Genomic DNA, 25,439 nt, shown 5'->3' on the forward strand with positions numbered 1-25,439 from the left:
AATGGGGGAACCCCCGCGTACCGTGGAGGAATGGCCAGGAGCACGAACGCGCCCTCCGGACGCCGCGCACCGGCGAAGACGTCGACCGCGCGCGCCCGAAAGAGCGAACCGACACCCAAGCGGTACGTCGACGAGTCCGAACGGCCTCCCGTCATCGCGCGTGCATGGATGGGGCTCGCCCACGCCACCGGCGGCATGTTCCGTGCCTTCGGGCCCGAGACGCTCGAGAAGGACCAGCGCCGTGACGGGCTTCCGTTCCTGCTCGTCCTTCTCGCCATCGCGGGCGCGGCGGTCGAATGGTTCATGATCGGAACCGAGGCCGGCACGCTCGTCAGCGCGTACACGGTGGGCTTCCTCATCGGTCGCGAGGCGTTCATCATGCCGGTGCTGCTGCTGTTCCTCGCGGGGTGGCTGTTCCGCCATCCCGCATCGGTCAACGACAACGGTCGCATCGGTATCGGTTTCGGCCTGTTCATCCTCTCGGTGGCGGGCTTCTGCCATGTCTTCGGCGCGAGGCCCGAACCCAAGGCCGGTGCGCTCGAGCTGAGCGCATCGGGCGGACTGTTCGGCTGGGCCGTGGGAGAGCCGCTGACCATCCTCACCGTGTACGGCGCTGCCGCCGTCCTGGGCGTCGTCACCGTCCTGAGCGTTCTCATCCTCACCAAGACGCCGCCCAACCGCATCGGCAGCCGCCTGGGCGACCTGTACGCCTGGATGTTCGGCGCCGAGCGTCCCGTGGCAGATCCTGACGGCGAGGCGCCCACGGTCGCCTTCTCGCCCAAGAAGGGCAAGAAGGCGGCGCCGGAGCCCGACGAGGATGCGGACGAGGGCGACGACGCGCTGCCCTGGTGGCGCCGCAACAAGAGCGGTCGCGAGGAGGATCCCGACGACGGCAGCGCCTCGCAGGATCTCACCGAGCTTCTCGGCCCCTCCGTCGCCGGCTCGGTCACCGGCGGATTCGAGCAGGCCGTGGCCACACCGCCGCCGCTTCCCGACGCGCCGACCGAGATCATCGATCCTTCCGTCATCGAGCGGGCGGCGTCCGCTGCGCGCTCCGGCCGACCTGCCGACACCGCCGTGCGTGATGACCATGACACCGGCGAGATCGAAGAGCTGCCCGGGCTCACCGGCCTCGGCGGCGACTTCCACGGTCAGCCTCCCGCCACTCCGTACCGCCTGCCCGCTGTCGCCGCCCTCGGCGCCGGAACGCCGGCGAAGACGCGTTCGGAAGCGAACGACGCCATCGTCCGAGCCATCACCGGCGTCTTCGAGCAGTTCTCGATCGACGCCAAGGTCACCGGGTTCTCGCGCGGGCCGACAGTCACGCAGTACGAGATCGAGGTCGGGCCCGGCACCAAGGTCGAGAAGATCACGGCGCTGACGAACAACATCGCCTATGCCGTCGCCTCGAACGAGGTGCGCATCCTCGCGCCCATCCCCGGGAAGAGCGCGATCGGCGTCGAGATCCCCAACACCGACCGCGAGATCGTCACGCTCGGCGACGTGCTGCGCTCGAACGCGGCGACCTCGTCGACGCATCCGATGACGATCGGCGTCGGCAAGGATGTCGGCGGTGGATTCGTCGTCGCCAACCTCGCGAAGATGCCCCACCTCCTGGTGGCCGGATCGACCGGGTCGGGCAAGTCGAGCTTCGTGAACTCGATGATCACGAGCCTGCTGATGCGGGCCAAGCCCACCGACGTCCGGATGGTGCTCATCGACCCGAAGCGCGTCGAGCTCACGAGCTACGCCGGCGTGCCGCACCTCATCACGCCCATCATCACGAACCCGAAGAAGGCGGCCGAGGCGCTGCAGTGGGTCGTGAAAGAGATGGACATGCGCTACGACGACCTCGCGTCGTTCGGCTTCCGTCACATCGACGACTTCAACAAGGCCGTGGTCGCGGGCGAGATCCAGCTGCCGGCCGGCAGTGAGCGCGTGCTGAAGCCGTACCCGTACCTGCTGGTGGTGGTCGACGAGCTCGCCGACCTCATGATGGTCGCGCCGCGTGACGTCGAGGACTCGATCGTCCGCATCACCCAGCTCGCACGAGCGAGCGGCATCCACCTCGTGCTGGCGACCCAGCGTCCGTCGGTCGACGTCGTGACGGGGCTCATCAAGGCCAACGTCCCGTCGCGCCTCGCGTTCGCCGTCACGAGCGTCACGGACTCCCGCGTCATCCTCGATCAGCCGGGCGCGGACCGTCTGATCGGCCAGGGCGACGCCCTCTTCCTGCCGATGGGCACGTCGAAGGCGATCCGGGTTCAGGGTGCGTGGGTCGCCGAGTCCGAGATCGAGAAGGTCGTCGCCCACGTCAAGGGTCAGGCGCAGCCGGAGTATCGGTCCGACGTGGCCGCGGTCGCTGAGAAGAAGGAGATCGACGCCGACATCGGAGACGACCTCGAGCTGCTCCTCGCCGCCGCCGAGCAGATCGTCTCGACGCAGTTCGGTTCGACATCGATGCTGCAGCGCAAGCTGCGCGTCGGGTTCGCGAAAGCCGGACGGCTCATGGACCTCCTGGAGTCTCGCGAGATCGTCGGGCCGTCCGAGGGGTCGAAGGCGCGCGACGTCCTCGTCACCCCCGACCAGCTCCCGGCTGTCCTCGCACGGCTGCGGGGAGAAGACCCGCCCGCTCCGGCTGCTCCGGCAGCCGCTGCGGTCGACCCCGTCGAAGCCCAGTTCGAGGGGCTCGAGGTCGTCGACGGCGACGACGCCTCGGAGGACGCCTGGGGTCTCACCGGGCGCGACTGACGGATAGGCTCGGCTCCGTGGCGATCCCCAGGCAACTGCCCAACGCGATCACGATCGTGCGCATTCTGTGCGCGCCCGTCTTCCTCTGGCTCCTGCTCGTCGACGGCGGCGCAGACGGCGCCCTGCGGTGGTGGGCCGGGGTGCTCTTCATCGTGGCGATCGCGACGGACGGCATCGACGGATACCTCGCTCGCAAGTACCGCATCGTCACCGACCTCGGAAAGCTGCTCGATCCGATCGCCGACAAGGTCCTCACCGGTCTCGCGTTCGTCGGCCTGTCGCTGCTTGGCGAGCTGCCCTGGGCCGTCACGATCGTGGTGCTGGTCCGCGAGCTGGGCATCACCGTGCACCGGCTCGTCGTCGCGGGCGATCACGTCGTCGCCGCGGCATGGATGGGCAAGCTCAAGACCGTCGCGCAGGCGGTCGCGCTCTCGTTGGCCCTTCTGCCGTTGTGGACGGTCGTGGGCGACTGGATCCACGTGGTCAACGGCATCGCCATGTGGATCGCTGTACTGCTGACCGTCGCGAGCGGTGCCGACTACGTCGTCACGGCCGTGCGCACCGCCCGGCGGAACGGTCGGCGATCGTGACCGCGCGCGAGCACGTGCATGATCTGCCCGACGACATCGAGTCGACCCTCGTATCCACGGGGCGGCGCACCGACGCCGAGCGTCTCGTCGAGCGCCTCGCCGAGCTCGGCTGGACGCTCGCTGTCGCCGAGTCTCTGACGGGCGGGCTCGTGGTCTCCGAGCTCGTCGAGGTCGCGGGCGCATCGGCCGTCCTGCGCGGGGGAGTGGTCGCATACGCGACCGAGCTGAAGCAGCGACTGCTCCACGTCGACGGCGCGCTTCTCGAGGCGCACGGTGCGGTGCACCCGCGGGTTGCGCGCCAGATGGCCGAGGGCGTGCGCGTCGCGCTCGGACCCGGAGACGCCGCGGCGGATGTCGGCATCGCGACCACGGGGATCGCCGGGCCGGGTTCACCCGACGGGCAGCCCGTCGGCACGGTCCACATCGCCGTCGCGACCGCGTTGGGCGTGCGCATCGAGAGTCTGCAGCTCGACGGTGACCGCACCCGGATCCGGGCCGAGGCCACGGCCCGCGTGATCCGACTGGCACTCGACGCGCTGTGACGGAATACACGTGGCTCGACCGTCGTTCTTGTCATCGTGAGCAGCGCGTGTCAACTCTCATGCGACCCACAGCAGGGGCGGGTTAGGGTGACGTGCTGATGAGATACCGTTGTCCACCCGGGACGAGCGAGCACCACGACGAAGGAGGGGGTCCGAGATGATCTTGGTTCGACAGGAGATCGGCGACGTTCTGCGTGACCTTCGCCTGCAGAAGGGGCGCACGCTGCGGCAGGTCGCCAGTCGCGCGAGTGTCGCACTCGGTTACCTGAGCGAGGTCGAGCGCGGCCAGAAAGAGGCCTCGAGCGAGATCCTCGCTTCGGTGGCCGAAGCGCTCGACGTTCCGATCTCGAGCATCATGCGCGAAGTGGGCGACCGCATCTCGGTCCTGGAGGGGCTGCCGGTGCTGTCGGATGTCGTTCCCGACGACATCGCGGGTCTCGACGGCGACCTCATCGCGCCCGAGCTCTCGCTCCGCTGATCCGCACTTCTCTTCATGCGTCGAAGTGAGTTCGATCGCGCCGTCGCGGCGGAGTTCGGCGCTCGTGGTCCTGCGCTCGTCGACGACCTCGCGCTCGGCTCGCTCGGCGACCGCACCGCGCGTCAGGCGCTGAATGCCGGGGAATCGCCGCGATCGGTGTGGCTGGCGCTCTGCGTCGAGGCCGATGTGCCCGATACGCGCCGCTACGGAGTCGGTCGCCTCGATCCGCGCGAGCGCTGACGCACCGACGACGCGTCGAAGGTGCGGCTGTCGCGTGTTCGACGGCCGTCGCGATGTTGCGGCGTGTCGTCGAATATCCGTTCGAAACGGGCGTAGTGTCCTGCACAGGTGAATCCTCTCGACGAGGATCCCCGGATGCGGTGGGCCGACGACGAATGTCGGAGGCCCTCCGTACCGTGGACAGCGTCGAGAGACACACCATGCCTTGTCGCAGCATTCCGGCACCGAGTCGGGAGCGCGACAGCCTACAGGCGTCGGAAACGCGAGCATAAGGAGCACGCCATGCCATCACCCGCTGACCGCGAGAAGGCCCTCGAATCGGCCCTCGCCCAGATCGACCGTCAGTTCGGGAAGGGCTCGGTCATGCGCCTGGGCTCCGACGAGCGTGCACCGGTCGAAGTCGTCCCCACCGGGTCGATCGCTCTCGACGTGGCACTCGGCATCGGGGGACTCCCGCGTGGCCGCATCATCGAGATCTACGGTCCGGAATCGTCGGGTAAGACGACGCTGACCCTGCACGCCATCGCCAACGCGCAGCGCGCGGGCGGCATCGCGGCGTTCATCGACGCCGAGCACGCACTCGACCCGTCTTACGCGCAGAAGCTGGGTGTCGATATCGACGCGCTGCTGGTCTCCCAGCCCGACACGGGCGAGCAGGCGCTCGAGATCGCGGACATGCTGATCCGTTCGGGCGCGATCGACCTGGTCGTCATCGACTCCGTCGCGGCACTCGTTCCCGAGGCCGAGATCAAAGGCGAGATGGGCGACTCGCACGTCGGTCTACAGGCTCGCCTCATGTCGCAGGCCCTGCGAAAGCTCACGGGTGGCCTGAACCAGACCAAGACGACCGCCATCTTCATCAACCAGCTGCGCGAGAAGATCGGTGTCTTCTTCGGCTCGCCCGAGACGACCGCCGGCGGTAAGGCTCTGAAGTTCTATGCGTCGGTCCGCCTCGACATCCGCCGCATCGAGACGCTGAAGGACGGGACCGAGGCCGTCGGTAACCGCACGCGCGTGAAGGTCGTCAAGAACAAGATGGCGCCGCCGTTCAAGCAGGCCGAGTTCGACATTCTCTACGGAGTAGGGATCTCGCGCGAGGGCAGCCTGATCGACTTCGGTGTCGAGCACGGCATCGTCAAGAAGTCGGGCGCCTGGTACACGTATGACGGTGAGCAGCTCGGTCAGGGCAAGGAGAACGCGCGCAACTTCCTGATCAAGAACGTCGACATCGCTGCGGACATCGAGAACAAGATCAAGCAGAAGCTCGGCATCGGGCAGCCGGCAGCAGCGGCGACGTCCGAGGCGGACGAGCTCGCGGCCCGCCGCCCGGCGTGAGCGGTACGGATCGCGACGGGGGCGAGGCAGAACGTCTCGCCCCCGTCATCCCGCTCTTCGGCACTGCGGATGCGGGCAGCTCGGAGCCGCGGTCACGGAGCGGGCGGGCATCTGACGACAGCGCGCGCTGGCACACGACGTGGACCGGTGAGCCGCGCACCGCGGTGTCCGCTGCGTCGCCGGCGGTGCGACCGGCTCCTCGAGAGCCGGACGCGTCGACGCCCACCGACGTGACGGATCAGCGTGCGCGTGCCGAGCGCACGCTGCTCAAACGGCTCCGTGGCCGGTCGCTCTCGGTCCGAGAGGCTCGCGACGTCCTGCGAGATGCGGATCTCGACGAGAGCGAGACCGAGGCCGTCATCGCGATCTTCCTCGACAACGGCTATCTCGACGACAGTCGCCTGGCGGAGCAGCTGCTCGACGGAGCTCTCGGACGTAAAGCGCAGGGCGCGACGGCGGTCGCCCAGACCCTGGCGCGCCGGGGTCTCGACCGCGAGGTCATCGACATCGCCATGGCCTCGCTGCCCGACGATGAGGCCGAGCGTGCCCTCGAGTTCGCTCGGCAGCGCGCCCGGGCCATGTCCGACCTCGAGCACGACGTGGCACTCCGGCGTCTGCACGGTCAGCTCGCGCGCCGCGGTTTCCGAGGATCCGTGGCCCTCGACGCTGCTCGCCAGGCGCTGGCCGGCGACGAGACAGGCTGAGCGCGCCGTCAACCGCGCGCCGTCATCCGCGCGCGGTCATCCGTGTTGGAGCCGGTGTCTCGCGGTGGGCGCGGGCATCACGGGCGACGATCGCCCCGAGCTCCTTCCGCGTGGGCGCTCCCACTTTCGCCCGTGCCTGGTAGATGTGGGATTCGACCGTTCGGATCGACAGGAAGAGGGCTTCCGCGATGTCGCGGTTCGACAGGCCCTTGTCGACGAGGTTCGCGATCTCACTCTCGCGCGCGGTCAGCGTCTTGGTCGAGAGGGAAGCCGCAGGCTCGATGGTCTCGTCGATGTCCTCGCGGACGGACAGCGAGGCGCGGAGGCGCCGCAGCAGTCTCTCCACGGGTATCGCGGGTCCCATCGCCGCGGGGTTGGCCGATTCTGCGTCCTGGAGGAGGGCGTGCGCGGTCGGCGCCTCGACGCGCTCGATCACGTCGCGTAGCTCGACCAGGTGCTGCGCAGCCTGGGGATGCCCCAGGACGCTGAGGCGGTGCGCGTCGCGAATCTGCAGCATCACGGCATCCGACATGCTGCTCAGGGCCCAAGCATCGGCGGCGTGGGAACGTGCTTCGTCGATACGACCGCCGGCGGCGGCCACGACCGATGAGGTGGCGGCCGCCGTGTGCTGCAGGATCCTGCTCGCCGACTGCGGCACATCGACCGTGTCGAGGGTCTCCTCCGCCGCGAGCGGATGACCGTAGAGCGCCAACCCGTACGCGGTCTCGAGTTCGAGCATTGCGAGCGCCTCACCGCCGCGAAACGGCGCACGCTCCGCTGCGGCATGGAGTTCGCGCCGCGCCGCGAGCGGCCGCCCCCGTCTGACCTCCACCAGCACCGCCGCGAGCGATGCGGCCGCGAGTGCCGATCCGCCGGCGCGCACGGCCATGTCGCGCTCGAAGGCCAGATGATCCACGGCCTCGGAGTCATCCGTGCCGGCGACCGTGCGGCATGCGAGGTCGTACGACCTCGCGGCGAGGCGGTCGAGAGCGTCGTCGAAGCTCGCACCGGCCATGAACATGCGCATGGCGCGGTTGAGCGCCTCACGCATCGCCGAGGTCTCGCCGAGGTATGCGCGCGCCATCCCTGTCAGCAACTCGGCATCGACGCGATCGCGCAGGAGCATCGTGCTCGGATCGCGACGAATGTGCTCGGTCAGGACGACGGCATCCCGCAGACGGAGATCCGCAACCGCCTGGCGTGACCGGACCAGGGCATCGGGGACCGCGGTGTCCCCGCCATCGCGAATCGCGGCCGAGCCGACCGTCGCGGGTGATGAGACGAGCGCCCGCGCCCGTCGGCGTTCGCTCGCGGCGAGGTCGAGCACCGATTCCTCGGTGACTCCGAGCGCGAGCCGCTCGGTCGCGAATCGGTGTTCGAGCATCAGTGCGGGCACCGCCGCCTCGGTCCTCATCCAGGAGGCGTAGGCGGCGGCATCCGAAGCGTCGCCGGAGTCGTTCGCGACTCGTGCCGCATCGAGCACGACGCGTCCGATGAAGTCCGGCGACACCCCGTCGAGATCGGAAGGACGCGCAGTGGTGCGCACCCATCGGTCTGCGAGGAGGCGCGCCAGCGGTCTGCTCCACCAGCGCCCTTCATCGCGCAGCAACCGGTCGAGGGCGTCCGAGACCACGGCTTCCGAGCGGTCTCTTCCCAGCGTCCGTTCGGCGGCCCGGGCGAGCACGGGGTTGGCCGTGAGCCGGTGATTCGTGCTCCCGTCGTCGTGAACCAGCCCCGCTGCCCGCAGCTCCTGCACGACGGCGACCGGGACGAGCCGTGTCGCATCGGCGCGGGTGATACCCGCTGCCCGGTCGATGAGGATCAGTGCTCGGAGCTGCTCGTCGTCGAGATCCCGCACGTGGGCATGGAGGACGGCGGCGAGTGCGCCGTGCGACGCGCCGTCGGCGATGGCGGCGATCGGATCGCGGTTCTCAGCGAGCGCCGCGAGACCGGCGTCGACGAGTATGCGCAGGAGAAGCCGTGATCCGTCCGCTGCCCAGAGGAGCGCGGCGCGCGTGACGCTGTCGAACGGCTCGTGCGGCGCGAAGAGCGTCAGAAGGCGGTCGGCGTCGCGAGGAGACAGCCGGAGCAGCTCGATCCGGTCTGCGTTGCCGGAGAGCCACAGGTCGTGGATGACCTCCGCTGCCCCCTCGCTGCGGCTCGTCGGCAGCCGAGGCTCGGTCACCGCGATGAGAGCGGTCGCCCGTCCCGAGTGGACCGCGCGGAAGAGCACGGCAAGGGATGTCGCGTCGAGCTCCTGGGCGTCGTCGATCACCAGGATCGTCGAGGACGGAACGGGCTCGTCGTGGAGCAGGGCGCCGGCGCGAGGGTCGGATGCCGCTTCGAAGACGTTCGCGTACGACTCCCGCAGCACCGCCGATGCCCGAATCACGATCGGATCGGCACCCCGCTGACGCAGCGCGCTCACGACGCGAGCGCGCAAGAAGCTCTTTCCCGACCCGAGCGGGCCGCCCATGACGACTGATCGGCCCTCGAGGAGCGCCCCGGCGACGGCATCCGGATGACGTCCGTCCCCGACGACGTCCTCCGTTTCGCCGACCCTCCGTGGCTGTTGTCCCGAGTATTCCCACTGCGCCATGCCCCCCAGCTCCTCTCCCCAGCGAGATGCGGTTTCTGCTCACAACCTACCCAGACGATGACACCCGGACCATCGGTAGACGGCGTCAGGACTACTGAGGTTGCCCTGAGCCTCTACTGATTCTCCCGGGTTCTTCTCCCGGCGGAGCACGGCGGGTGCGGGGAGGCTACGCATTTCACCACCGGCGCGGAGGAGAACCGCTGTCGCCGCGATGGCGCCGCCCCTAGCGTCGCCTCGAACCACACCGGATCCGGCTGACACGAGGCCGGTCGACACGAGGGGGACTCCGAAAATGAACACTGCGACCACACGGGGGACGACCCGCCGCAAGGTCTTCGCGATCGCCGCCGGCGGGGCTGCCCTGGGGCTGGGCGTCACGGCGACGCTCGCGGCCTGGACCGACACCGAATGGGTCTTCGGCGGCAATGGTGCCGGCGGACCGGGCGTCGGTACGTCGACGTTCTCCGTCGAACAGAACACCGTCGCACCCTTCACCGCCGCGGCCGATTGGGTGAACGAGCCCGCGAACCCCGGCGGCGAGATCGTCTTCGGTCCGGATGCCATCGACCTGGCTCCGGGCGACACGGTGTACGCCGCCGTGGCGCTTCGGACGGCGCCCGACTCGGTCGCCGGCGACGTCGAACTGCAGGCGGCCGTGCCCGCGGCCGGGATCACGACGAACGATGCCGGGGGACTGCTCTTCGATGCGCTCAACGTGCGCGTCGCGACCGGTGCGACTGCTTTCGCCTGCGATGCCACGGCCTTCGCCGCGGGTGCGTCGGCGACCCTCATCGCCGACGGCCCGCTGGCCACGACCGGCGGCAGCGCCGCTCAGTCGCTCGATGCCGACGCCGGCAGCACGCAGGTGTACTGCTTCGAGATCTCGCTTCCCGACCCGCTGACTCTCGCGCCGGGCACGACGATCGATGACTACATGGGCCTGACCGTCGCCCCGGCCTGGGAGTTCCAGGCGGAGTCCTGACCCTCATGCCGACGCACGCCATCACCGACGACGCCGAGGCGGAACGGGACGGCGGCGAGCTGCTCGAGCCGGGAGGAACCGCGCCCGTCGGTCCCTCCCGGCTCGACCGGATCCGCGATGTCGTCATCACGCTGGTGGGCGTGATCGGCATCGCGACGATCGCCTGGCTCCTCGCCGCCTGGATCTGGGGGCTGTCGATCGTCGTTTTCGTGACCGGGTCGATGTCGCCGACCATGCCGGTCGGCGCGGCGGCGGTGTCGCAGCTGACAGCCGCAGCCGAGCTGCGCATCGGCGACGTCGTGACGGTCCCGCGCCCCGATACCGGCCAGCCGGTGACCCACCGCATCGTCGCCATCGACGAGGTCGCGGCCGCCCCCGACGAGCGCGAGCTGACGCTCCAAGGAGACGACAACGACTTCGCCGACAGCCAGACGTACGTCGTCGGCGAGGCGCCGCGTGTCCTCGCCGCAGTACCGGGGCTCGGGTCCGTCGTCCTGTGGGCGCAGACACCGATCGTGATGATCGCGGCCAGCATCCTGATCGCCCTCGCGATCGCCTGGGCTCTCTGGCCCACCCCGACGCGCGCCGACGCCGACGTCAACGAGACCTGACCAAGGAGAACCACACATGAAACGTGCATCGTCGCACGGTCATCGCGCAGCCGTCGTCACGGCCGCCGCAGGCTCCGTCGCGCTCCTGGTGACCGGCACCGTGCTGCTGGCCGGCGTCGCCAACGCAGCGCTCGTGGATGTGCCCGAGACGGGCGCCCCCGGGCGCCTCGTCCTCGCCGCCGATCCCTATCCCGCGGAGTTCCGAGACCTCAGTCCCGGCGACACCCGCGCCTGGCAGGTGCAGGCGCGTCTCGAGGATGCGTCGAGCGCGACGCTCGCTCTCGAACTGCGGAAGGACGGCGACCTCGTCGCCCACCCGCGCGGCCTTCAGGTCGCCGTGCAATCCTGCGCCGTCGAGTGGACGGGCTTGCCCGACGCGCCCGTCTGCGCCCCGGGCGCTCAGCCGTTGACGGTGGCGACTCCGGCGGACGACTACCGTTTCTCCAGCCCGACCTTCGACCTGCCCGACCTCGCCGCAGACGCGCCGGTCAGCCTCCTCGTAACCCTCGGGGTGGAGGACAGTCCTGAGGCGCGCGCCGACACCACCCTCATGGGGCTGACCGGCGACATCGGTCTCACCCTCACCGCCGTGGCGATCGACGAGACCGTGCCGCCACTGCCGCAGCCGCCTATACCCGCGGTCCCCGGAACCGGTGTGCCCGGTCTTCCGGCCACCGGCGGCGACCTGTCCGCTCTGGCCGCTGTCCTGGCGCTCGCCGGAGGATTCCTCGCCGCAGGCCTCGCCCTGCGCCTGCACCGCCGGGAGGCCCGCGCATGAAGACCCGAACCCGATCCGCGGTGGCGATCGCCGCGGTGGCCGCCGTGGGCCTACCGCTGACGGTCACGGCGACGACAGCCGCGTGGAACACCTCGGAGTGGGTGCACGGAGAGGTCGGAACGTCGACGCTCGACTGCACCGACGGCACCGGCTTCGCCTCCGTCGCCTCCGGCCGGTTCCTGAGCGGCGAGCTCCTCGGACTCGACCTCGACGCCCTCGCCGAGCTCGAGCAGATGGTCCTCGCCCTCGACGGCGCGGGCGCCGCGACCGTGTCGCCGAGCGACGCGATCGATCTCGGCTCTGCTCCGCCCGATTCCTATGTGTACGCCAACCCGTTCGACGTGACCGCTCTCAGTGCTCTCAACGTCGACCTGACCGGCTTCACCGTCGGTCTGCCGGGAGCGGCGCTCGGTGCCGTGAACCAGTATGCGAGCGTCTCCACCGACGGTTCGGTCGCCGGGGCTTCGGGGCTCGTCAACGATTCCGGCGCCGTGCTCGTGTCGGACTCGACGCCGCCGGCATCCCTGCCTTCGCGCGCTCGGATCGGGCTCAGCGGCATCCTTCCGGCGGTCGCCGGCATCGCCGACGCGGACCTCGAGATCGGCGCGGTCGCGGCCAGCTCGCAGATCGACGGATGCGCGCTGCTGCGCGACGAGCTCTGGGGCGAGACGGCCCCCGCGAGCGCGATCGTGCGCGATTACGGCATCGCGGGCCTCGGTCTGCAGCTGGACGCACCGGTGGTGGAGAGTCTCGTGAGCACGACCACCGCCGCGGTGAACACCCTCGGCGGCGTGGTCGGTCAGCTGACCGGGCCGAGCGGGCTCATCGGATCGACCATCGGAGCCGGGCTCGACGCGGGACTCCCCGGTGTCTTGACGACCACGGTCAGCGGCAACGTCTCGATCACGGGTCTCGACCTCCTGGGCTCGGTCGCGACGCTCCTGAACACGCCGCTCACCGACGGGGTGATCACGATCGACCTGCAGGCCGGAACGATCGACGTCGACCTCGACGCTCTGCTTCCCTCGCTCAACGACGCGCCACCGAACACGGAGATCGTCCTGAACGCCACCGTGCTCAACCCGATCGTGGACCGAGCGGGCGCGCTGCTGGACAACTGGACGACGCAGATCGTCGACGCCGTGACCGCCGAGCTGCGTGAGGCGACGGTGACCATCGCCCTCGAAGCCCTCGTGGCGGCTCCGGGGATCGGTATCCTGCCGGGGCTCAACGTCCTGAGCGCGGACGTCGGGTTCGTCGGTCCGCTCGGGGCGCTGCTGGACGGGACCGCCGTGCTGACGATCGACGCGGATGCCGTCGGCGCGGTCGGGCCGGTCAACACCCTGCTCGCGGCCCTGGGCCTGCCCACCGTCACGCAGTTGCTGACGGCGATCGAGGGACTCGGCTCGGGCCTCGTCTCGACCCTGGCCAACACGCCGACGACCACGATCACCGGGGCGCTCACGACCCTGGGCGGCACGCTCGCGTCGGCGACGACCGCGGTCATCACGGCCCTGGGGGCGGTGGTCGCCGCTCTGCCGTCGGTCGTGTCGCTGATGGTCAACGTCCAGCCCGACCAGCCCAACGCTCCGGCCGACGCGACCTTCACGGCCGCGTCGGGTGACTCCACCGCCGAGTACATCGTCGCCGCACTGCGACTCGGCCTCGCGGACGGTCTGGGCGGTGTGGCTACCGCGACGTTCGCCACGGCGACGGCAGGCCCGGTCACTGCACCCTGACGGCGCGGATGATCGCTCGTGGGGCCGACCGACGGGGTCGGCCCCACGAGCGCGATCGTAGAATGAGGGAATCATGTCGACTCCCTCGAGCGCACCCACTCTCATCGCGCCGTCGCTCGCGGCGCGCACCGCCGACGGCCGCGCGCGCACGTACGAGGTGCGCACCTTCGGCTGCCAGATGAACGTCCACGATTCCGAGCGTCTCTCGGGCTCGCTCGAGAGCGCGGGGTACCTTCCCGCCGACCCCGGTACCGAGGCCGATGTCATCGTCATCAACACCTGCGCCGTGCGCGACAACGCGGCCGGCAAGCTCTACGGGACGCTGGGACACCTGAAGTCGGTCAAGGACAAGCGCGAGGGGATGCAGATCGCGGTCGGCGGCTGCCTCGCGCAGATGGACCAGACCGCCGTTCAGCAGAAGGCGCCGTGGGTCGACGTGGTCTTCGGCACCCACAACATGGGCGCCCTGCCCGGCCTGCTCGAGCGCGCTCGCCACAACGGAGAGGCCGAGCTCGAGATCCTCGAGTCGCTCGAGACATTCCCCTCGACTCTGCCGACGAAGCGCGACTCGGTCTACAGCGGTTGGGTGTCGATCTCGGTCGGCTGCAACAACACGTGCACGTTCTGCATCGTGCCCCACCTGCGCGGCAAAGAGAAGGACCGTCGTCCCGGCGACATCCTGAACGAGATCCGACTGCTCGTCGACGACGGGGCGATCGAGGTCACGCTGCTCGGACAGAACGTCAACAGCTACGGCGTCGAGTTCGGAGACCGGCAGGCGTTCGGCAAGCTCCTGCGCGCCGCGGGGGACATCCCCGGGCTCGAGCGCATCCGGTTCACGAGTCCGCACCCGGCGGCCTTCACCGACGACGTCATCGACGCGATGGCCGAGACGCCCGCCGTCATGCCGCAGCTGCACATGCCCCTGCAGTCGGGCTCCGACAGCATCCTCAAGGCGATGCGCCGGTCGTACCGCAGCTCGAAGTTCCTCGGCATCCTCGACCGCGTCCGCGAGCGCATCCCGCACGCCGCCATCTCGACCGACATCATCGTCGGGTTCCCGGGTGAGACCGACGCCGACTTCGAAGACACGCTGCGGGTGGTCGAGCAGGCGCGGTTCGCGAGCGCGTTCACCTTCCAGTACTCGATCCGCGAGGGCACGCCTGCAGCGACGATGCCCGACCAGGTGCCGAAGGCGGTCGTGCAGGAACGGTACGAGCGCCTCGTCGCCCTGCAGGACCGGATCGCCCTGGAGGAGAACCAGAAGCAGGTCGGCCGCGAGGTCCGGGTGCTGGTGTCGTCGGCGGAGGGCAAGAAGGCCGCCGAGACGCACCGCCTCACCGGACGCGCGGAGGACAACCGCCTCGTGCACTTCGAACTGCCCGACGGCTCCGAGACGCCCCGCCCGGGAGACGTCGTCACCGTGACGGTCACGCACGCCGCCCCGTTCCACCTGCTCGCCGACAGCACCGACGGGTCGCCGCTGCGCATCCGGCGCACTCGAGCCGGCGACGCATGGGACCGGTCGCTCGCCGAGTCGTGCGGTGTGCCGTCCCCGGCATCGACAGACGCCGGCCCGCGCTCGGTGTCGCTCGGTCTGCCGTCCCTGCGCGTCGGCGTGTGACCGCGGCGCCGGCTCCGGGCTCCGCTCCGGCTGAGACGGTGCCGTACCTGTGGGCTGTCCTCGGGGCGACGGGCACCGGCAAGACCGGTCTGTCGCTCGACCTCGCCGAAGCGCTCGACGACCGCGGACGGCCGGCCGAGATCGTCAACGTCGACGCGATGCAGCTCTACCGCGGTATGGACATCGGCACCGCGAAGATCCCCGAGAGCGAGCGTCGCGGCATCCCGCACCATCTGTTCGACGCGCTCGCCGTCTCGGAGGAGGCCGCCGTCGCCTGGTATCAGGACGTCGCCCGCCGGACCATCGAAGAGATCCACGGCCGAGGTGCCGATGCGATCCTCGTCGGCGGTTCCGGGCTGTACGCGTCGAGCGTCCTGTTCGACTTCCGCTTCCCACCCCGCGACGAACAGCTGCGCGCGAGCCTCGAGGAAGAACTCGAACGAGACGGCACAGGGCACCTGTTCGCGCGCCTGCGCGCGGCCGACCCGGAGGCGGCCGATCGCATCGATCCGCGGAACGGCCGGCGCATCGTGCGGGCACTCGAGGTGCTCGCCCAGGGCGGGCAGACGCACGGCGGCGCGTTGCCCGAGGCGCCCGCGCTCTGGTCGTCCGGGACACGGATCATCGGTACCGCCGTGCCGCGCGATGAGCTCGTGCCGCGGCTCGACGTGCGCGTCGAACGCATGTGGGCCGACGGGCTGCTCGACGAGGTCGAGGCGTTGCGACGACAGGGGCTCGAGCACGGCCCCACCGCGAGCCGTGCGATCGGTTACGCCCAGGCGCTCGCCCAGCTGCGCGGCGACATGAGCGAGAGCGAAGCCATCGCCGAGACGCAGGCTCTCACGCGGCGCTATGCGCGCCGCCAGGTGTCGTGGTTCAAGCGGTACGAGGATGTGGAGTGGGTCGACCCGCGCGAGATCGACGCGGGATCGATCGTCGATGCGGCATCCGTCGCGGGGGCACGGCCCGCGGTGTCGGAGGAGGGGAATCATGACGATCACGGTGCGTGCGTTCGCGGCATCCGATGAGGATGTCGTCGTCGAGCTCTGGCACGAGGTCGGCTTGACCCGCCCCTGGAACGATCCGCGTGCCGACATCAGGCGGAAGCTCACGGTTCAGCCCGAGTTGTTCCTCGTCGCCGTCGATCAGCCTGTCGACGGGACGGCGGAGGCTGTCGTCGGCTCCGTGATGGCCGGTTATGACGGACACCGCGGCTGGCTCTACTACCTCGCGTCGGCGCCCTCGCACCGTGGCCTGGGCGTCGGACGCGCGCTCGTCGCGGAGGCCGAGCGCCGGCTCGAAGCCATGGGATGCCCGAAGGTGCAGCTCATGGTGCGGGCCGAGAACGAGGCCGTGCGCGGCTTCTACGACGAACTCGGCTACGAGCCGTTCACCGTGTGGTCGACCGGCAAACGCCTCGTCGTCGATGGTCCGGGCGGCCCCGCCTAAGCTGGGCTCATGGCGACTCTCGCGTTCACCAAGGGGCATGGCACCGGCAACGACTTCGTGATCCTGGCCGACCCGGACGGCGAGCTCGAGCTCAGCGACGCGCAGGTCGCTGCGCTCTGCGACCGCCACGTCGGCATCGGCGCGGACGGTCTGCTGCGGGTCGTCCGATCGGCCGCGATCGCCGAGGGGGCGGATGCCGCCGCCTCCGGCGCCGAGTGGTTCATGGACTACCGCAACGCCGACGGCTCGAAGGCGGAGATGTGCGGCAATGGGACCCGTGTCTTCGCGCGCTACCTGGCCGACGCGGGCCTCGCGACGATCGATTCCGGGCTCCGCATCGGAACGCGCGCCGGCGTCAAGACGATCACCCGTGCCGACAACGGCTTCGAAGTCGATCTCGGGCTCTGGCGCGCCGAGGACGGCGACGTTCTGGTCCGCGCCCGCGGGCTCGGTGTCGCGCGGCCCGGGCAGTCGATCGACGTCGGCAATCCCCACGTCGTCGTCGCGCTCGCGGGCGAGGACGAGCTCGATGCGCTCGACCTGACGACGCAGCCGGCCCTCGAGCCGCGCCCCGCCGCCGGGGCCAACGTCGAGTTCGTCGTCCCCGCCGAGCCGCTCGTGCAGAACGGGATCGGCGCCATCCGGATGCGTGTCCACGAGCGCGGGGTGGGGGAGACCCTCTCGTGCGGCACGGGGGTCGCGGCATCCGCACTCGCCGTCCGCCACTGGGCGGGCGCGGCGGCGCCGGACCGGTGGACGGTCGACGTCCCGGGCGGCACGCTGGGCGTGCGCGTCGTGCGTCAGGCCGACGGCGAGCACGTGCTGCTCTCCGGGCCCGCCACGCTGGTGTTCTCGGGGCAGGTCACCCTCGCCGATTGATGCGTCGCGGCTCACGCCGGCGAGTCAGGGCAGCTCGATCGCCCCGGTCGGCGGCGTGCCGTGGCGGCGTACACGCAGCACGCGGAAGCCGCGACCGGTCGCGGCCCGAGAGACGCTGTACCCGTCGTCGAAGGTCGAGGCCAGCCAGCGCTGCAACGAGTCGGACCCGAGGTTGCGCTGCACGACGAGCCAGGCGTCGCTGCGCTCGGCGAGACGGGGGATCCACCGCTGCAGCATCCCGTGCAGCTCGTTCTTGCCGACGCGGATCGGCGGGTTCGACCGGATGGTCCGGAACACGACGTCGTCGGGAACATCGTCGGGCAGAACAGCGTTGACGTTATCGAGTCCCAGATCCGCGGCGTTGCGTCGCACCAGGTCGAGGGCCCGTTCGTTGACATCGACGGCCCACACCGTGGCGTGAGGCGACTCCAGAGCCAGCGACAGCGAGATCGGCCCCCAGCCGCAGCCGAGGTCGAGGAAATCCCCACCGGGCGGTGCCGGCGGGGTGTTGGCTAGAAGTACCCCTGTGCCCGAATCCACGTGGTCAGGGCTGAACACCCCGCCCGCGGTCGTGACCTCGACGGCATGGCCCGCGAGGGTCACGCGGATGCGACGGAGGTTCTGTTCGCTGGACGGGGACGCGCTGAAGTAGTGATCGCTCCCCATGCATCCGAGCGTATCGGAGCCGGACGTACCGGCGGGAGACTAGAATTCACGGATGCCCGGGCACGGGCATCCCGGGAAGAGAGTTATGACGCAAATCACCACCCCCGACGGCGACGGCGACATCGCGGTGGACCCGGTCGATCGCGTGCTCGCGAGCGCGGAGACGCGCTCGTCGATCCGCGTCTTCGGTGGCGCGCAGGCGCTGCAGGACGAGGCGACCGTCGCGTACGGAGACACCGACGGCGACCAGTGGGACCGCGAGGAGCGCGCTGCGCTGCGCCGCGTCCCGGGCCTGTCCACCGAGCTCGAAGACGTCACCGAGGTCGAGTACCGGCAGCTGCGACTCGAGAACGTCGTGCTCGTCGGCGTGTACCCCCAGGGATCGCAAGAGGATGCCGAGAACTCGTTGCGCGAGCTCGCGGCGCTGGCCGAGACTGCCGGCGCGGTGGTTCTCGACGGCGTGCTGCAGCGCCGACCGCATCCCGACCCCGCCACCTACATCGGACGCGGCAAGGCCGCCGAGCTGCGTGACCTCGTCGCCGCGGTCGGCGCCGACACCGTGATCGCCGACACCGAGCTCGCACCGAGCCAGCGGCGCGCCCTCGAGGATGTTGCGAAGGTCAAGGTCATCGACCGCACGACCGTCATCCTCGACATCTTCAGCCAGCACGCGAAGAGCCGCGAGGGCAAGGCCCAGGTCGAGCTCGCGCAGCTGGAGTACCTGCTCCCGCGTCTGCGCGGCTGGGGTGAGTCCATGAGCCGTCAGGCCGGTGGCCAGGTCGGTGCCGGCGGCGCGGGCATGGGCTCGCGCGGGCCCGGTGAGACGAAGATCGAGCTCGACCGTCGCCGCATCCGGACCCGCATGGCTCAGCTACGCAAGCAGATCCGCGAGTTCGCGCCGTCGCGTGAGGCGAAGCGTGCCGAGCGTCGTCGCAACACGATCCCCTCCGTCGCGATCGCGGGGTACACCAACGCCGGCAAGTCCAGCCTGCTGAATCGTCTGACGAGCGCGGGCGTGCTCGTCGAGAACGCGCTGTTCGCGACGCTGGACGCCACGGTGCGCCGGGCCGAGGCCGCCGACGGTCGCGTCTTCACGCTCACCGACACCGTCGGCTTCGTGCGGAATCTGCCGCATCAGCTCGTCGAGGCCTTCCGGTCGACGCTCGAAGAGGTGTCGGGTGCGGACGTCATCGTGCACGTCGTGGACGGATCGCACCCCGATCCTGCCGCGCAGCTCGCGACGGTCCGCGACGTGATGGGCGACGTGGGCGCCCGCGCGACGCGCGAGCTCGTCGTGTTCAACAAGGCCGACCTCGTCGACGACGATGCGCGGCTGCTGCTGCGCGGACTTGAGCCGACGGCGCACTTCGTGTCGTCACGGACCGGCGAGGGCGTCGAGGAGCTTCGCGCCGCGATCGAGGACGCACTGCCGCTGCCCGCGGTCGAGGTGCGCGCCCTGGTGCCGTACGACCGGGGCGACCTGATCTCGGCCGTGCACGAGAGCGGCCACATCGTCGCGACCTCGCACGAGGAGGACGGCACGGCCGTGCACGCGCACGTCTCCGAGCGCCTCGCGGCCGAGCTCGCGCCGTACGCCGTCTGACCTCCGCCCGCACGCCGTCCGACCGCCCGCCCGTCTGCGATACACCCGCAGGACCTGCGGTGCGGGAGTCGTGTCGGCTGATGGCAGGCGCCTCACCAGCACCACCGACCCGACGGATGTATCGACGCCGTCGGGTCGGTAGCCGGTTTCAGCCGAGCTCGAGCGGCGCGACGCCGGGAGTGTCGAAGCCGAAGACCTGACCGAGGAAGGCCAGTTCGCTCTCGAGGGCGTGGACGATGGTCTCGGTGCGTCGGAATCCGTGTCCCTCGCCCGCGTACAGGACGTAGGCGTGAGGCACGCCCTGCGCGACGAGAGCATCGCGGATGGCCTCCGCCTGCGCCGGGGGCACGACGGCGTCCTCGTCGCCCTGCAACAGCAGCAGCGGCACCCGGAACCTCTCGGCGCGGCTCAGCGGCGACCGCTCGATGTAGACGTCCTCCGCTTCGGGGAGCGGGCCGATCAGCCCATCGAGGTAGCGCGCCTCGAAGTCATGCGTCTCGGCCGCCAGGGCGCGCGCGTCGCCCACGCCGTACCGTGAGACGCCGGCGCCGAACACATCCGTTCCGACGAGCGCGGCGAGGACCGTCCAGCCGCCCGCGGAGCCGCCTTCGATCGCGAGACGTGACGGGTCGGCGAGTCCGTCGCCAGCGAGCCCCCGTGCCGCTGCGGCGACGTCGTCGACGTCGACGACGCCCCACTGCCCCTTCAAGCGTTCACGGTAGGAGCGGCCGTATCCGGTGGAACCGCCGTAGTTGACGTCGAGCACGCCGATCCCGCGGCTCGTGAAGTAGGCGACCTTGCTGTCCGCGGTGCCACCCACGTGCGAGGTCGGGCCGCCGTGGACCCAGACGACGTACGGCGGCAGTTCGTCGGCCGCGGCGGTGACGTCGGGGTTGGTCGGCGGGTATGCGAAGGCGTGCACGGGGCCGTGGGGTCCCTCGGTCGTCAGCTGTCGGGCGTGGGGGATCCATGCCTCGTCGACCTCGGGAGCGCCGCCCCGCACCGCGGTGACCTCGCCGTCGTCGAGGTCGACGAGCCACAGGCCCGTCGCACCGGGCATGGTGCCGCTGACGAGGGCCCCGCCGCCCCGGACATCCTCGATCTGAAGCCGAGCGGTCGCCGGGAACGGGAGGGGCACCGCGCCCCCATCCCGGTCGACGATGACGAGCTGATCCGACCCATGGGTGCGGACGGCGACGACGCGTCCGTCGTCGAGTGGGGCGTACCAGCGGCTTCCGAGCACCCACAGCCCGCCGCCCGTGTCGGCATCGGCGGGTGAGACGGCCGTGGGTGCGGACTCGGCCCGGGGATCCACGCGGTAGAGGTTCCAGCGCCCTGTCGGCTCATCGATGAGCAGGAGGTCGCCGTCCGCGGTCCACTCCGGTTGCAGGGCCGCTGTGCTCCCGCCGGCGACCTCACTCACGCGGTCGGGTGTGGCGAGATCGACGACGCGGATGCGGGTGCGGTCCCACGGCATGTCGGGGTGATCCCAGGCCACCCACGCGAGGCGTGCGCCGTCGGGCGATAGCGCGGGCTGGGCGACGAAGTCGCTGCCGCCGGCGAGCTCGGTCACATCCGACGTTGCGGCCCCCGCGGCGTCGCCTGCCCCGTCGATGCGCACGACGTGCCGCTCGGGTGTCGCGCCGGGTCGCTCGCGCTCGCGGATCGCGAGCAGCGTGCCGCTCTGCCAACGGAGGCCGCCGAAGTGGGTGCCCTCCTCGTCGGGAGTGAGCGCCTCGGGCTCGCCGCCCGGGCTAAGACGCCGGACGCGCTGGTCGGATTTGTCGACGAAGAACAGCACGCCCTCATCGGAGACCGTCCAGGCGCCGCCACCGTACTCGTGGACGCGGGACCGCGCGTTCCAGGGTGCCGGCAGCACGACCTCCACCGTGCCGTCCGAGCGGCGTCGCTTGACGGCGACGCGGCCCGCCTCGTCCGGCAGAGACTCACCCCACCAGACCTCGTCGCCGGCGAAGCTCGCTCCGTCGAGGCGCAGCGACGATGCGCTCGCCCACGCGGCGGTCAGGGGAGAGGGCCAGGAACCGTAGGGGAGTTGCTGCGACATACCGCCACGCTACGCGAGGCGCGGCATCCCACGACGAGACGACGGGAGAGGATGCCGCGCCGGTGCGCGTCAGACGGTGCGGAGGACGGCCACGACCTTGCCCAGGACCGTGGCGTCATCGCCGAGGATCGGCTCGAAGGCGGAGTTGCGGGGGAGGAGCCAGGTGTGGCCGTCGCGCTGACGGAGCGTCTTCACGGTCGCTTCGCCGTCGAGCATGGCCGCCACGATCTCGCCGTTGTCGGCGGTGGCCTGCGTGCGCACGACCACCCAGTCGCCGTCGCAGATGGCGGCGTCGATCATCGAGTCGCCGACGACCTTGAGCATGAAGAGCTCGCCTTTGCCGACGAGCTGACGCGGGAGCGGGAAGATCTCCTCGACCTGCTGGTCGGCGGTGATCGGGACGCCGGCGGCGATCCGGCCCACGAGCGGCACGAGGGCGGCGTCGCCGACGGAGGGCGCGGCGTCGGCAGGGTTCTCGCCCGACGTCCCCGGGAGATCGATCAGGACCTCCATCGCGCGGGTCTTGCCGGGATCGCGGCGGAGGTACCCGCTCAGCTCGAGCTGGTTCAGCTGGTGCGTGACGCTGGACAGCGATTTGAGCCCCACGGCGTCGCCGATCTCGCGCATGCTCGGCGGGTAGCCGTTTCGGGCGATCGCGTGCTGGATCACCTCGAGGATCGCGAGCTGCTTGTCGCTCAGATTCTTGCGTCGTCGCGTCTGCGGTTTCTCGCTCATACCGCCGGTCTCCTGTCGTCGCGCCCCGTCCCCGACCCGATGTCGGAGGTTCGTGGTGGGCTCTCGCTGTCGAAAAGGTAGCCCGATACGACGGCGACATCACGGAACGCTCCGCGTGTCTCTTCGATCGGTCTCCGATTTCGGTGGGTGGTTGACACCACACAATATCGAAGATACGTTCGGAACCGAAGTTCGCACCCGTCTCTCCCGGCCGAGAGGCGGGGGCGAATCTTCCTACCGCTCCCGAGGAGATGTCATGACTACGATCGATGCCCGCTTCGCACCGGCCCCCCGTACCCGCCTGCGTCTGACGCGCCGCGGACGCCGCGTCGTCGCCACGATCGCCGCTCTTCCGGCGGTCGTCGCGGTCACCGCGGCCGTGCTCTCCGGCGGAGGTGCACTCGCCTCCAACGAGGCCGGCGCTCCGGCGGGGTCGTTCACGACCGTGACCGTCATGTCCGGCGAGTCCCTGTGGTCCATCGCAGAAGAGGTGGCCCCGGCGGCCGACCCGCGCGACGTCGTCGACGCGATCATTCGTCTCAACGCGCTCGGCTCCGGTCAGCTCGAGGCCGGCCAGACTCTCGCCATCCCCGCCGAGTACGCCGCCAGCTGACGTCGGCGTCCGTCGCGCCGTTCCGAGCGCTGCGGCCATGACAACCTCCCGCGCGGCCTAGCATGGGTGGGATGAGCCCGAGTCTGGATGATCTGCCCCTCAGAGACGATCTGAGAGGCCTCACCCCGTACGGTGCCCCGCAGGCGCCGCTCCCGGTCGCGCTGAACGTCAACGAGAACACGCACCCCGTTCCCGAAGAGGTAGCGGACGACATCCTGGATGCCGTGGCTCGTGCCCTGCGCGACGTCAACCGGTATCCGGATCGCGAGTTCACACACCTGCGCGAGTCCTTCGCCGAGTACCTCGGCCACGGCCTGACGTCCGACCGCATCTGGGCGGCGAACGGGTCGAACGAGGTCCTCCAGCACCTGCTCCAAGCCTTCGGCGGACCCGGCCGGACGGCGATGGGCTTCGGCCCCACGTATTCCATGTACCCGCTGCTGACCCGCGCGACAGGCGCGCAGTACGTCGCCGGTACGCGCGGCCCCGACTTCACGCTCGATCCGGCCTCCGCCGCAGCCCAGGTCGCCGAGCTGCGCCCGGACGTCGTCTTCCTCTGCGCCCCGAACAACCCCACCGGCACACCTCTCGGCCTCGATGTCGTCGCGGCGGTCTACGACGCGACCGACGGCATCGTGATCGTGGATGAGGCCTACCAGGAGTTCGCCCCGCGAGAGAGCTCCTCCGCCCTGACGCTGCTCGGTGAGCGCGAGCGGCTCGTGGTCTCGCGCACGATGAGCAAGGCGTTCGCCTTCGCCGGCGCGCGTGTCGGCTACCTCGCGGCGGACCCGACGCTGATCGACGCTTTGCGTCTCGTGCGTCTCCCGTACCACCTGAGTGCCCTGACCCAGGCGGCGGCGACCGCTGCCCTGTCCCACTCGACGACGATGCTGCGCATGGTGGACGAGATCGTGGCGCAGCGCGACCGGATGTCGGCGACGCTCGACGCCCTCGGCTATCACTCCTACGAGAGCTGGACGAACTTCGTGCTGTTCGACGGCATCGACGATCCGGCGGCCACCTGGCAGGCGCTCTACGACCGCGGCATCCTGGTCCGCGACGTCGGCATCCCGCACAGCCTGCGCGTCAGCGCCGGTACGGAAGACGAGACGACCGCGTTCCTCGAGGCACTCGCCTCGATAGACTCGGGGGCATGACCAGCCCCCGAACGGCCAGCATCCGTCGCGCCACGAGCGAGTCGAGCGTCGAGCTCGAGCTCGACCTCGACGGCACCGGGATCAGCACGATCGAGACGACCGTGCCGTTCTTCGACCACCTGCTGACGGCGTTCGCGAAGCACTCGCTCACCGACCTGACCGTTCGCGCCACCGGCGACACCCACATCGACGCGCACCACACGGTCGAGGACGTCGCGATCGTGCTCGGGCAGGCGCTGCGGTCCGCGCTGGGCGACAAGTCCGGCATCTCCCGATACGGCGACGCCCTCGTCCCCCTCGACGAAGCGCTCGCTCAAGCCGTCGTCGACATCTCGGGGCGTCCGTACCTGGTTCACACGGGCGAGCCCGAGGGCTACGAGTACCACCTCATCGGCGGACACTTCACGGGGGCGCTCGTGCGGCACACCTTCGAGGCCATCGCCTTCAACGCGGGCCTCACGATGCACGTCACGGTGCTGGGCGGTCGCGATCCGCACCACATCGCCGAGGCGGAGTACAAGGCTTTCGCGCGCGCATTCCGTCAGGCGAAAGCCCTCGACCCGCTCGTGCACGGCATCCCCAGCACGAAGGGCGCCCTATGACCGAGGGCGACACGACCGAGAGGGCGCCGCTCGTCGCCGTCCTCAACTACGGGTCGGGCAATGTCCACTCGGCCGTCAAGGCGCTGTCCGCCGCGGGGGCCGACGCTCGTCTGACGTCGGACCGGGGCCTGATCCGCGATGCCGACGGGCTTCTCGTGCCCGGCGTCGGCGCGTTCAGCGCGGTGATGACCGCGCTGCGCGAGAGCCGCGGAGACGAGATCATCGAGCGTCGCCTGGCCGGCGGACGTCCTGTGCTCGGCATCTGCGTCGGGATGCAGATCATGTTCGGCAACGGCGTGGAGCGCGGTGAGGACACCCCGGGCCTCGGCGAGTGGCCCGGCACCGTCACCGAGCTGCAGGCGCCGGTGCTTCCGCACATGGGCTGGAACACCGTGCGTGCGGGTGCGGGGTCGACCCTGTTCGACGGCCTGGAGGACGAGCGCTTCTACTTCGTCCACTCCTACGGTGCCCAGGACTGGTCGCTCGAGGTCATGAAGCCCTTCGCCGAGCCGGTGCTGACCTGGTGCGACTACGGCTCGCCGTTCCTCGCCGCGGTCGAGAACGGGCCGCTCTCGGCCACGCAGTTCCACCCCGAGAAGTCCGGCGCCGCCGGCATCCGACTGCTCTCCAATTGGATCGGCGCCCTGCCGCGCCACTAGTCTCCCTCTGGTGCGCTCGCGTGGACGAGCGTGCATCC

Annotated in this window: 24 protein-coding genes; 20 read left to right on the top strand and 4 right to left on the bottom strand. The window is 70.4% G+C overall.

The genetic code is table 11. The annotated features are described in order from the left end of the window. Window positions 1-30 precede the first annotated feature (30 nt). The 7 genes from AA0Y20_RS08025 (at window position 31) to AA0Y20_RS08055 (ending at window position 6,640) form a co-directional block, all read left to right on the top strand. Window positions 31-2,751: a DNA translocase FtsK gene (locus tag AA0Y20_RS08025; protein WP_412938607.1), complete on the top strand. Its 2,721-nt coding sequence runs from the start codon at window positions 31-33 to the stop codon at window positions 2,749-2,751. Between the two features lie 17 nt (window positions 2,752-2,768). Further along, entirely contained in the window at window positions 2,769-3,341 is a 573-nt protein-coding gene (gene pgsA / locus AA0Y20_RS08030; RefSeq protein WP_412938608.1) for a CDP-diacylglycerol--glycerol-3-phosphate 3-phosphatidyltransferase, read from the top strand. Next, a complete protein-coding gene (locus AA0Y20_RS08035) occupies window positions 3,338-3,883 on the top strand; it encodes a CinA family protein (protein ID WP_412938609.1) in 546 nt (181 codons plus the stop codon). The genes pgsA and AA0Y20_RS08035 overlap by 4 nt, the downstream gene beginning before the upstream one ends. Window positions 3,884-4,040: 157 nt before the next feature. Further along, window positions 4,041-4,361 carry a helix-turn-helix domain-containing protein gene (locus AA0Y20_RS08040; RefSeq protein WP_412938611.1) on the top strand — a complete coding sequence of 107 codons (321 nt, stop codon included), beginning with the start codon at window positions 4,041-4,043 and terminating at the stop codon, window positions 4,359-4,361. 15 nt (window positions 4,362-4,376) lie between these two features. Continuing rightward, entirely contained in the window at window positions 4,377-4,601 is a 225-nt protein-coding gene (locus AA0Y20_RS08045; RefSeq protein ID WP_412938612.1) for a DUF3046 domain-containing protein, read from the top strand. 282 nt (window positions 4,602-4,883) lie between these two features. Beyond that, complete coding sequence (gene recA, locus AA0Y20_RS08050) at window positions 4,884-5,936, top strand: recombinase RecA (protein WP_412938613.1); 1,053 nt, start codon at window positions 4,884-4,886, stop codon at window positions 5,934-5,936. Continuing rightward, entirely contained in the window at window positions 5,933-6,640 is a 708-nt protein-coding gene (locus AA0Y20_RS08055; RefSeq protein WP_412938614.1) for a regulatory protein RecX, read from the top strand. The genes recA and AA0Y20_RS08055 overlap by 4 nt, the downstream gene beginning before the upstream one ends. A 22-nt stretch (window positions 6,641-6,662) precedes the next feature. On the opposite strand, the gene AA0Y20_RS08060 is transcribed toward AA0Y20_RS08055, so the two are convergent. After that, on the bottom strand, window positions 6,663-9,239 hold the full coding sequence (locus AA0Y20_RS08060; protein WP_412938615.1) for a LuxR C-terminal-related transcriptional regulator: 2,577 nt from the start codon (window positions 9,237-9,239) through the stop codon (window positions 6,663-6,665). Between the two features lie 292 nt (window positions 9,240-9,531). Between AA0Y20_RS08060 and AA0Y20_RS08065 the strand changes: the two genes are divergently transcribed. From AA0Y20_RS08065 to dapF, 8 genes are all read left to right on the top strand, one after another. After that, window positions 9,532-10,221 carry a SipW-dependent-type signal peptide-containing protein gene (locus AA0Y20_RS08065; protein ID WP_412938616.1) on the top strand — a complete coding sequence of 230 codons (690 nt, stop codon included), beginning with the start codon at window positions 9,532-9,534 and terminating at the stop codon, window positions 10,219-10,221. Window positions 10,222-10,226: 5 nt separating this feature from the next. Beyond that, entirely contained in the window at window positions 10,227-10,832 is a 606-nt protein-coding gene (locus AA0Y20_RS08070; RefSeq protein WP_412938617.1) for a signal peptidase I, read from the top strand. Between the two features lie 16 nt (window positions 10,833-10,848). Then, window positions 10,849-11,610 carry a hypothetical protein gene (locus tag AA0Y20_RS08075; protein ID WP_412938618.1) on the top strand — a complete coding sequence of 254 codons (762 nt, stop codon included), beginning with the start codon at window positions 10,849-10,851 and terminating at the stop codon, window positions 11,608-11,610. Then, entirely contained in the window at window positions 11,607-13,349 is a 1,743-nt protein-coding gene (locus AA0Y20_RS08080; RefSeq protein WP_412938619.1) for a choice-of-anchor G family protein, read from the top strand. Before AA0Y20_RS08075 ends, AA0Y20_RS08080 begins: the two co-directional genes overlap by 4 nt. 73 nt (window positions 13,350-13,422) lie before the next feature. Continuing rightward, complete coding sequence (miaB, locus tag AA0Y20_RS08085; RefSeq protein ID WP_412938621.1) at window positions 13,423-14,973, top strand: tRNA (N6-isopentenyl adenosine(37)-C2)-methylthiotransferase MiaB; 1,551 nt, start codon at window positions 13,423-13,425, stop codon at window positions 14,971-14,973. After that, window positions 14,970-16,001, top strand: coding sequence for a tRNA (adenosine(37)-N6)-dimethylallyltransferase MiaA (gene miaA / locus AA0Y20_RS08090; protein ID WP_412938623.1), 1,032 nt, complete (start codon window positions 14,970-14,972; stop codon window positions 15,999-16,001). Before miaB ends, miaA begins: the two co-directional genes overlap by 4 nt. After that, window positions 15,964-16,422, top strand: coding sequence for a GNAT family acetyltransferase (locus tag AA0Y20_RS08095; RefSeq protein WP_412938624.1), 459 nt, complete (start codon window positions 15,964-15,966; stop codon window positions 16,420-16,422). Before miaA ends, AA0Y20_RS08095 begins: the two co-directional genes overlap by 38 nt. A 9-nt stretch (window positions 16,423-16,431) precedes the next feature. Continuing rightward, a complete protein-coding gene (gene dapF, locus AA0Y20_RS08100) occupies window positions 16,432-17,301 on the top strand; it encodes a diaminopimelate epimerase (RefSeq protein ID WP_412938626.1) in 870 nt (289 codons plus the stop codon). A gap of 24 nt (window positions 17,302-17,325) precedes the next feature. Here the strand turns inward: dapF and AA0Y20_RS08105 are convergent, their stop codons facing one another. Further along, a complete protein-coding gene (locus AA0Y20_RS08105) occupies window positions 17,326-17,967 on the bottom strand; it encodes a class I SAM-dependent methyltransferase (RefSeq protein ID WP_412938627.1) in 642 nt (213 codons plus the stop codon). Between the two features lie 85 nt (window positions 17,968-18,052). Here AA0Y20_RS08105 and hflX point away from each other — a divergent pair, with 85 nt between their 5' ends. Further along, entirely contained in the window at window positions 18,053-19,570 is a 1,518-nt protein-coding gene (gene hflX / locus AA0Y20_RS08110) for a GTPase HflX (protein WP_412938629.1), read from the top strand. Window positions 19,571-19,718: 148 nt separating this feature from the next. Here the strand turns inward: hflX and AA0Y20_RS08115 are convergent, their stop codons facing one another. Both AA0Y20_RS08115 and lexA read right to left on the bottom strand, forming a co-directional pair. Then, entirely contained in the window at window positions 19,719-21,635 is a 1,917-nt protein-coding gene (locus AA0Y20_RS08115; RefSeq protein WP_412938630.1) for a prolyl oligopeptidase family serine peptidase, read from the bottom strand. Window positions 21,636-21,704: 69 nt separating this feature from the next. Then, the gene (gene lexA, locus AA0Y20_RS08120; protein WP_412938632.1) at window positions 21,705-22,370 is read right to left on the bottom strand and encodes a transcriptional repressor LexA; all 666 of its coding nucleotides are present in this window, start codon (window positions 22,368-22,370) and stop codon (window positions 21,705-21,707) included. 256 nt (window positions 22,371-22,626) lie between these two features. Here lexA and AA0Y20_RS08125 point away from each other — a divergent pair, with 256 nt between their 5' ends. The 4 genes from AA0Y20_RS08125 to hisH all read left to right on the top strand — a co-directional run bounded on the left by AA0Y20_RS08125 (window position 22,627) and on the right by hisH (window position 25,401). Then, window positions 22,627-22,983, top strand: coding sequence for a LysM peptidoglycan-binding domain-containing protein (locus AA0Y20_RS08125; protein WP_412938634.1), 357 nt, complete (start codon window positions 22,627-22,629; stop codon window positions 22,981-22,983). 71 nt (window positions 22,984-23,054) lie between these two features. Continuing rightward, on the top strand, window positions 23,055-24,140 hold the full coding sequence (locus AA0Y20_RS08130; RefSeq protein ID WP_412938636.1) for a histidinol-phosphate transaminase: 1,086 nt from the start codon (window positions 23,055-23,057) through the stop codon (window positions 24,138-24,140). Beyond that, window positions 24,137-24,742, top strand: a complete 606-nt coding sequence (gene hisB, locus AA0Y20_RS08135) for an imidazoleglycerol-phosphate dehydratase HisB (RefSeq protein WP_412938637.1) — start codon at window positions 24,137-24,139, stop codon at window positions 24,740-24,742. Before AA0Y20_RS08130 ends, hisB begins: the two co-directional genes overlap by 4 nt. Beyond that, a complete protein-coding gene (hisH, locus tag AA0Y20_RS08140) occupies window positions 24,739-25,401 on the top strand; it encodes an imidazole glycerol phosphate synthase subunit HisH (RefSeq protein WP_412938639.1) in 663 nt (220 codons plus the stop codon). Before hisB ends, hisH begins: the two co-directional genes overlap by 4 nt. The last annotated feature ends 38 nt before the right edge of the window (window positions 25,402-25,439 follow it).

The organism is Microbacterium pratiae, assembly GCF_047302165.1.
Lineage (GTDB): Bacteria > Actinomycetota > Actinomycetes > Actinomycetales > Microbacteriaceae > Microbacterium.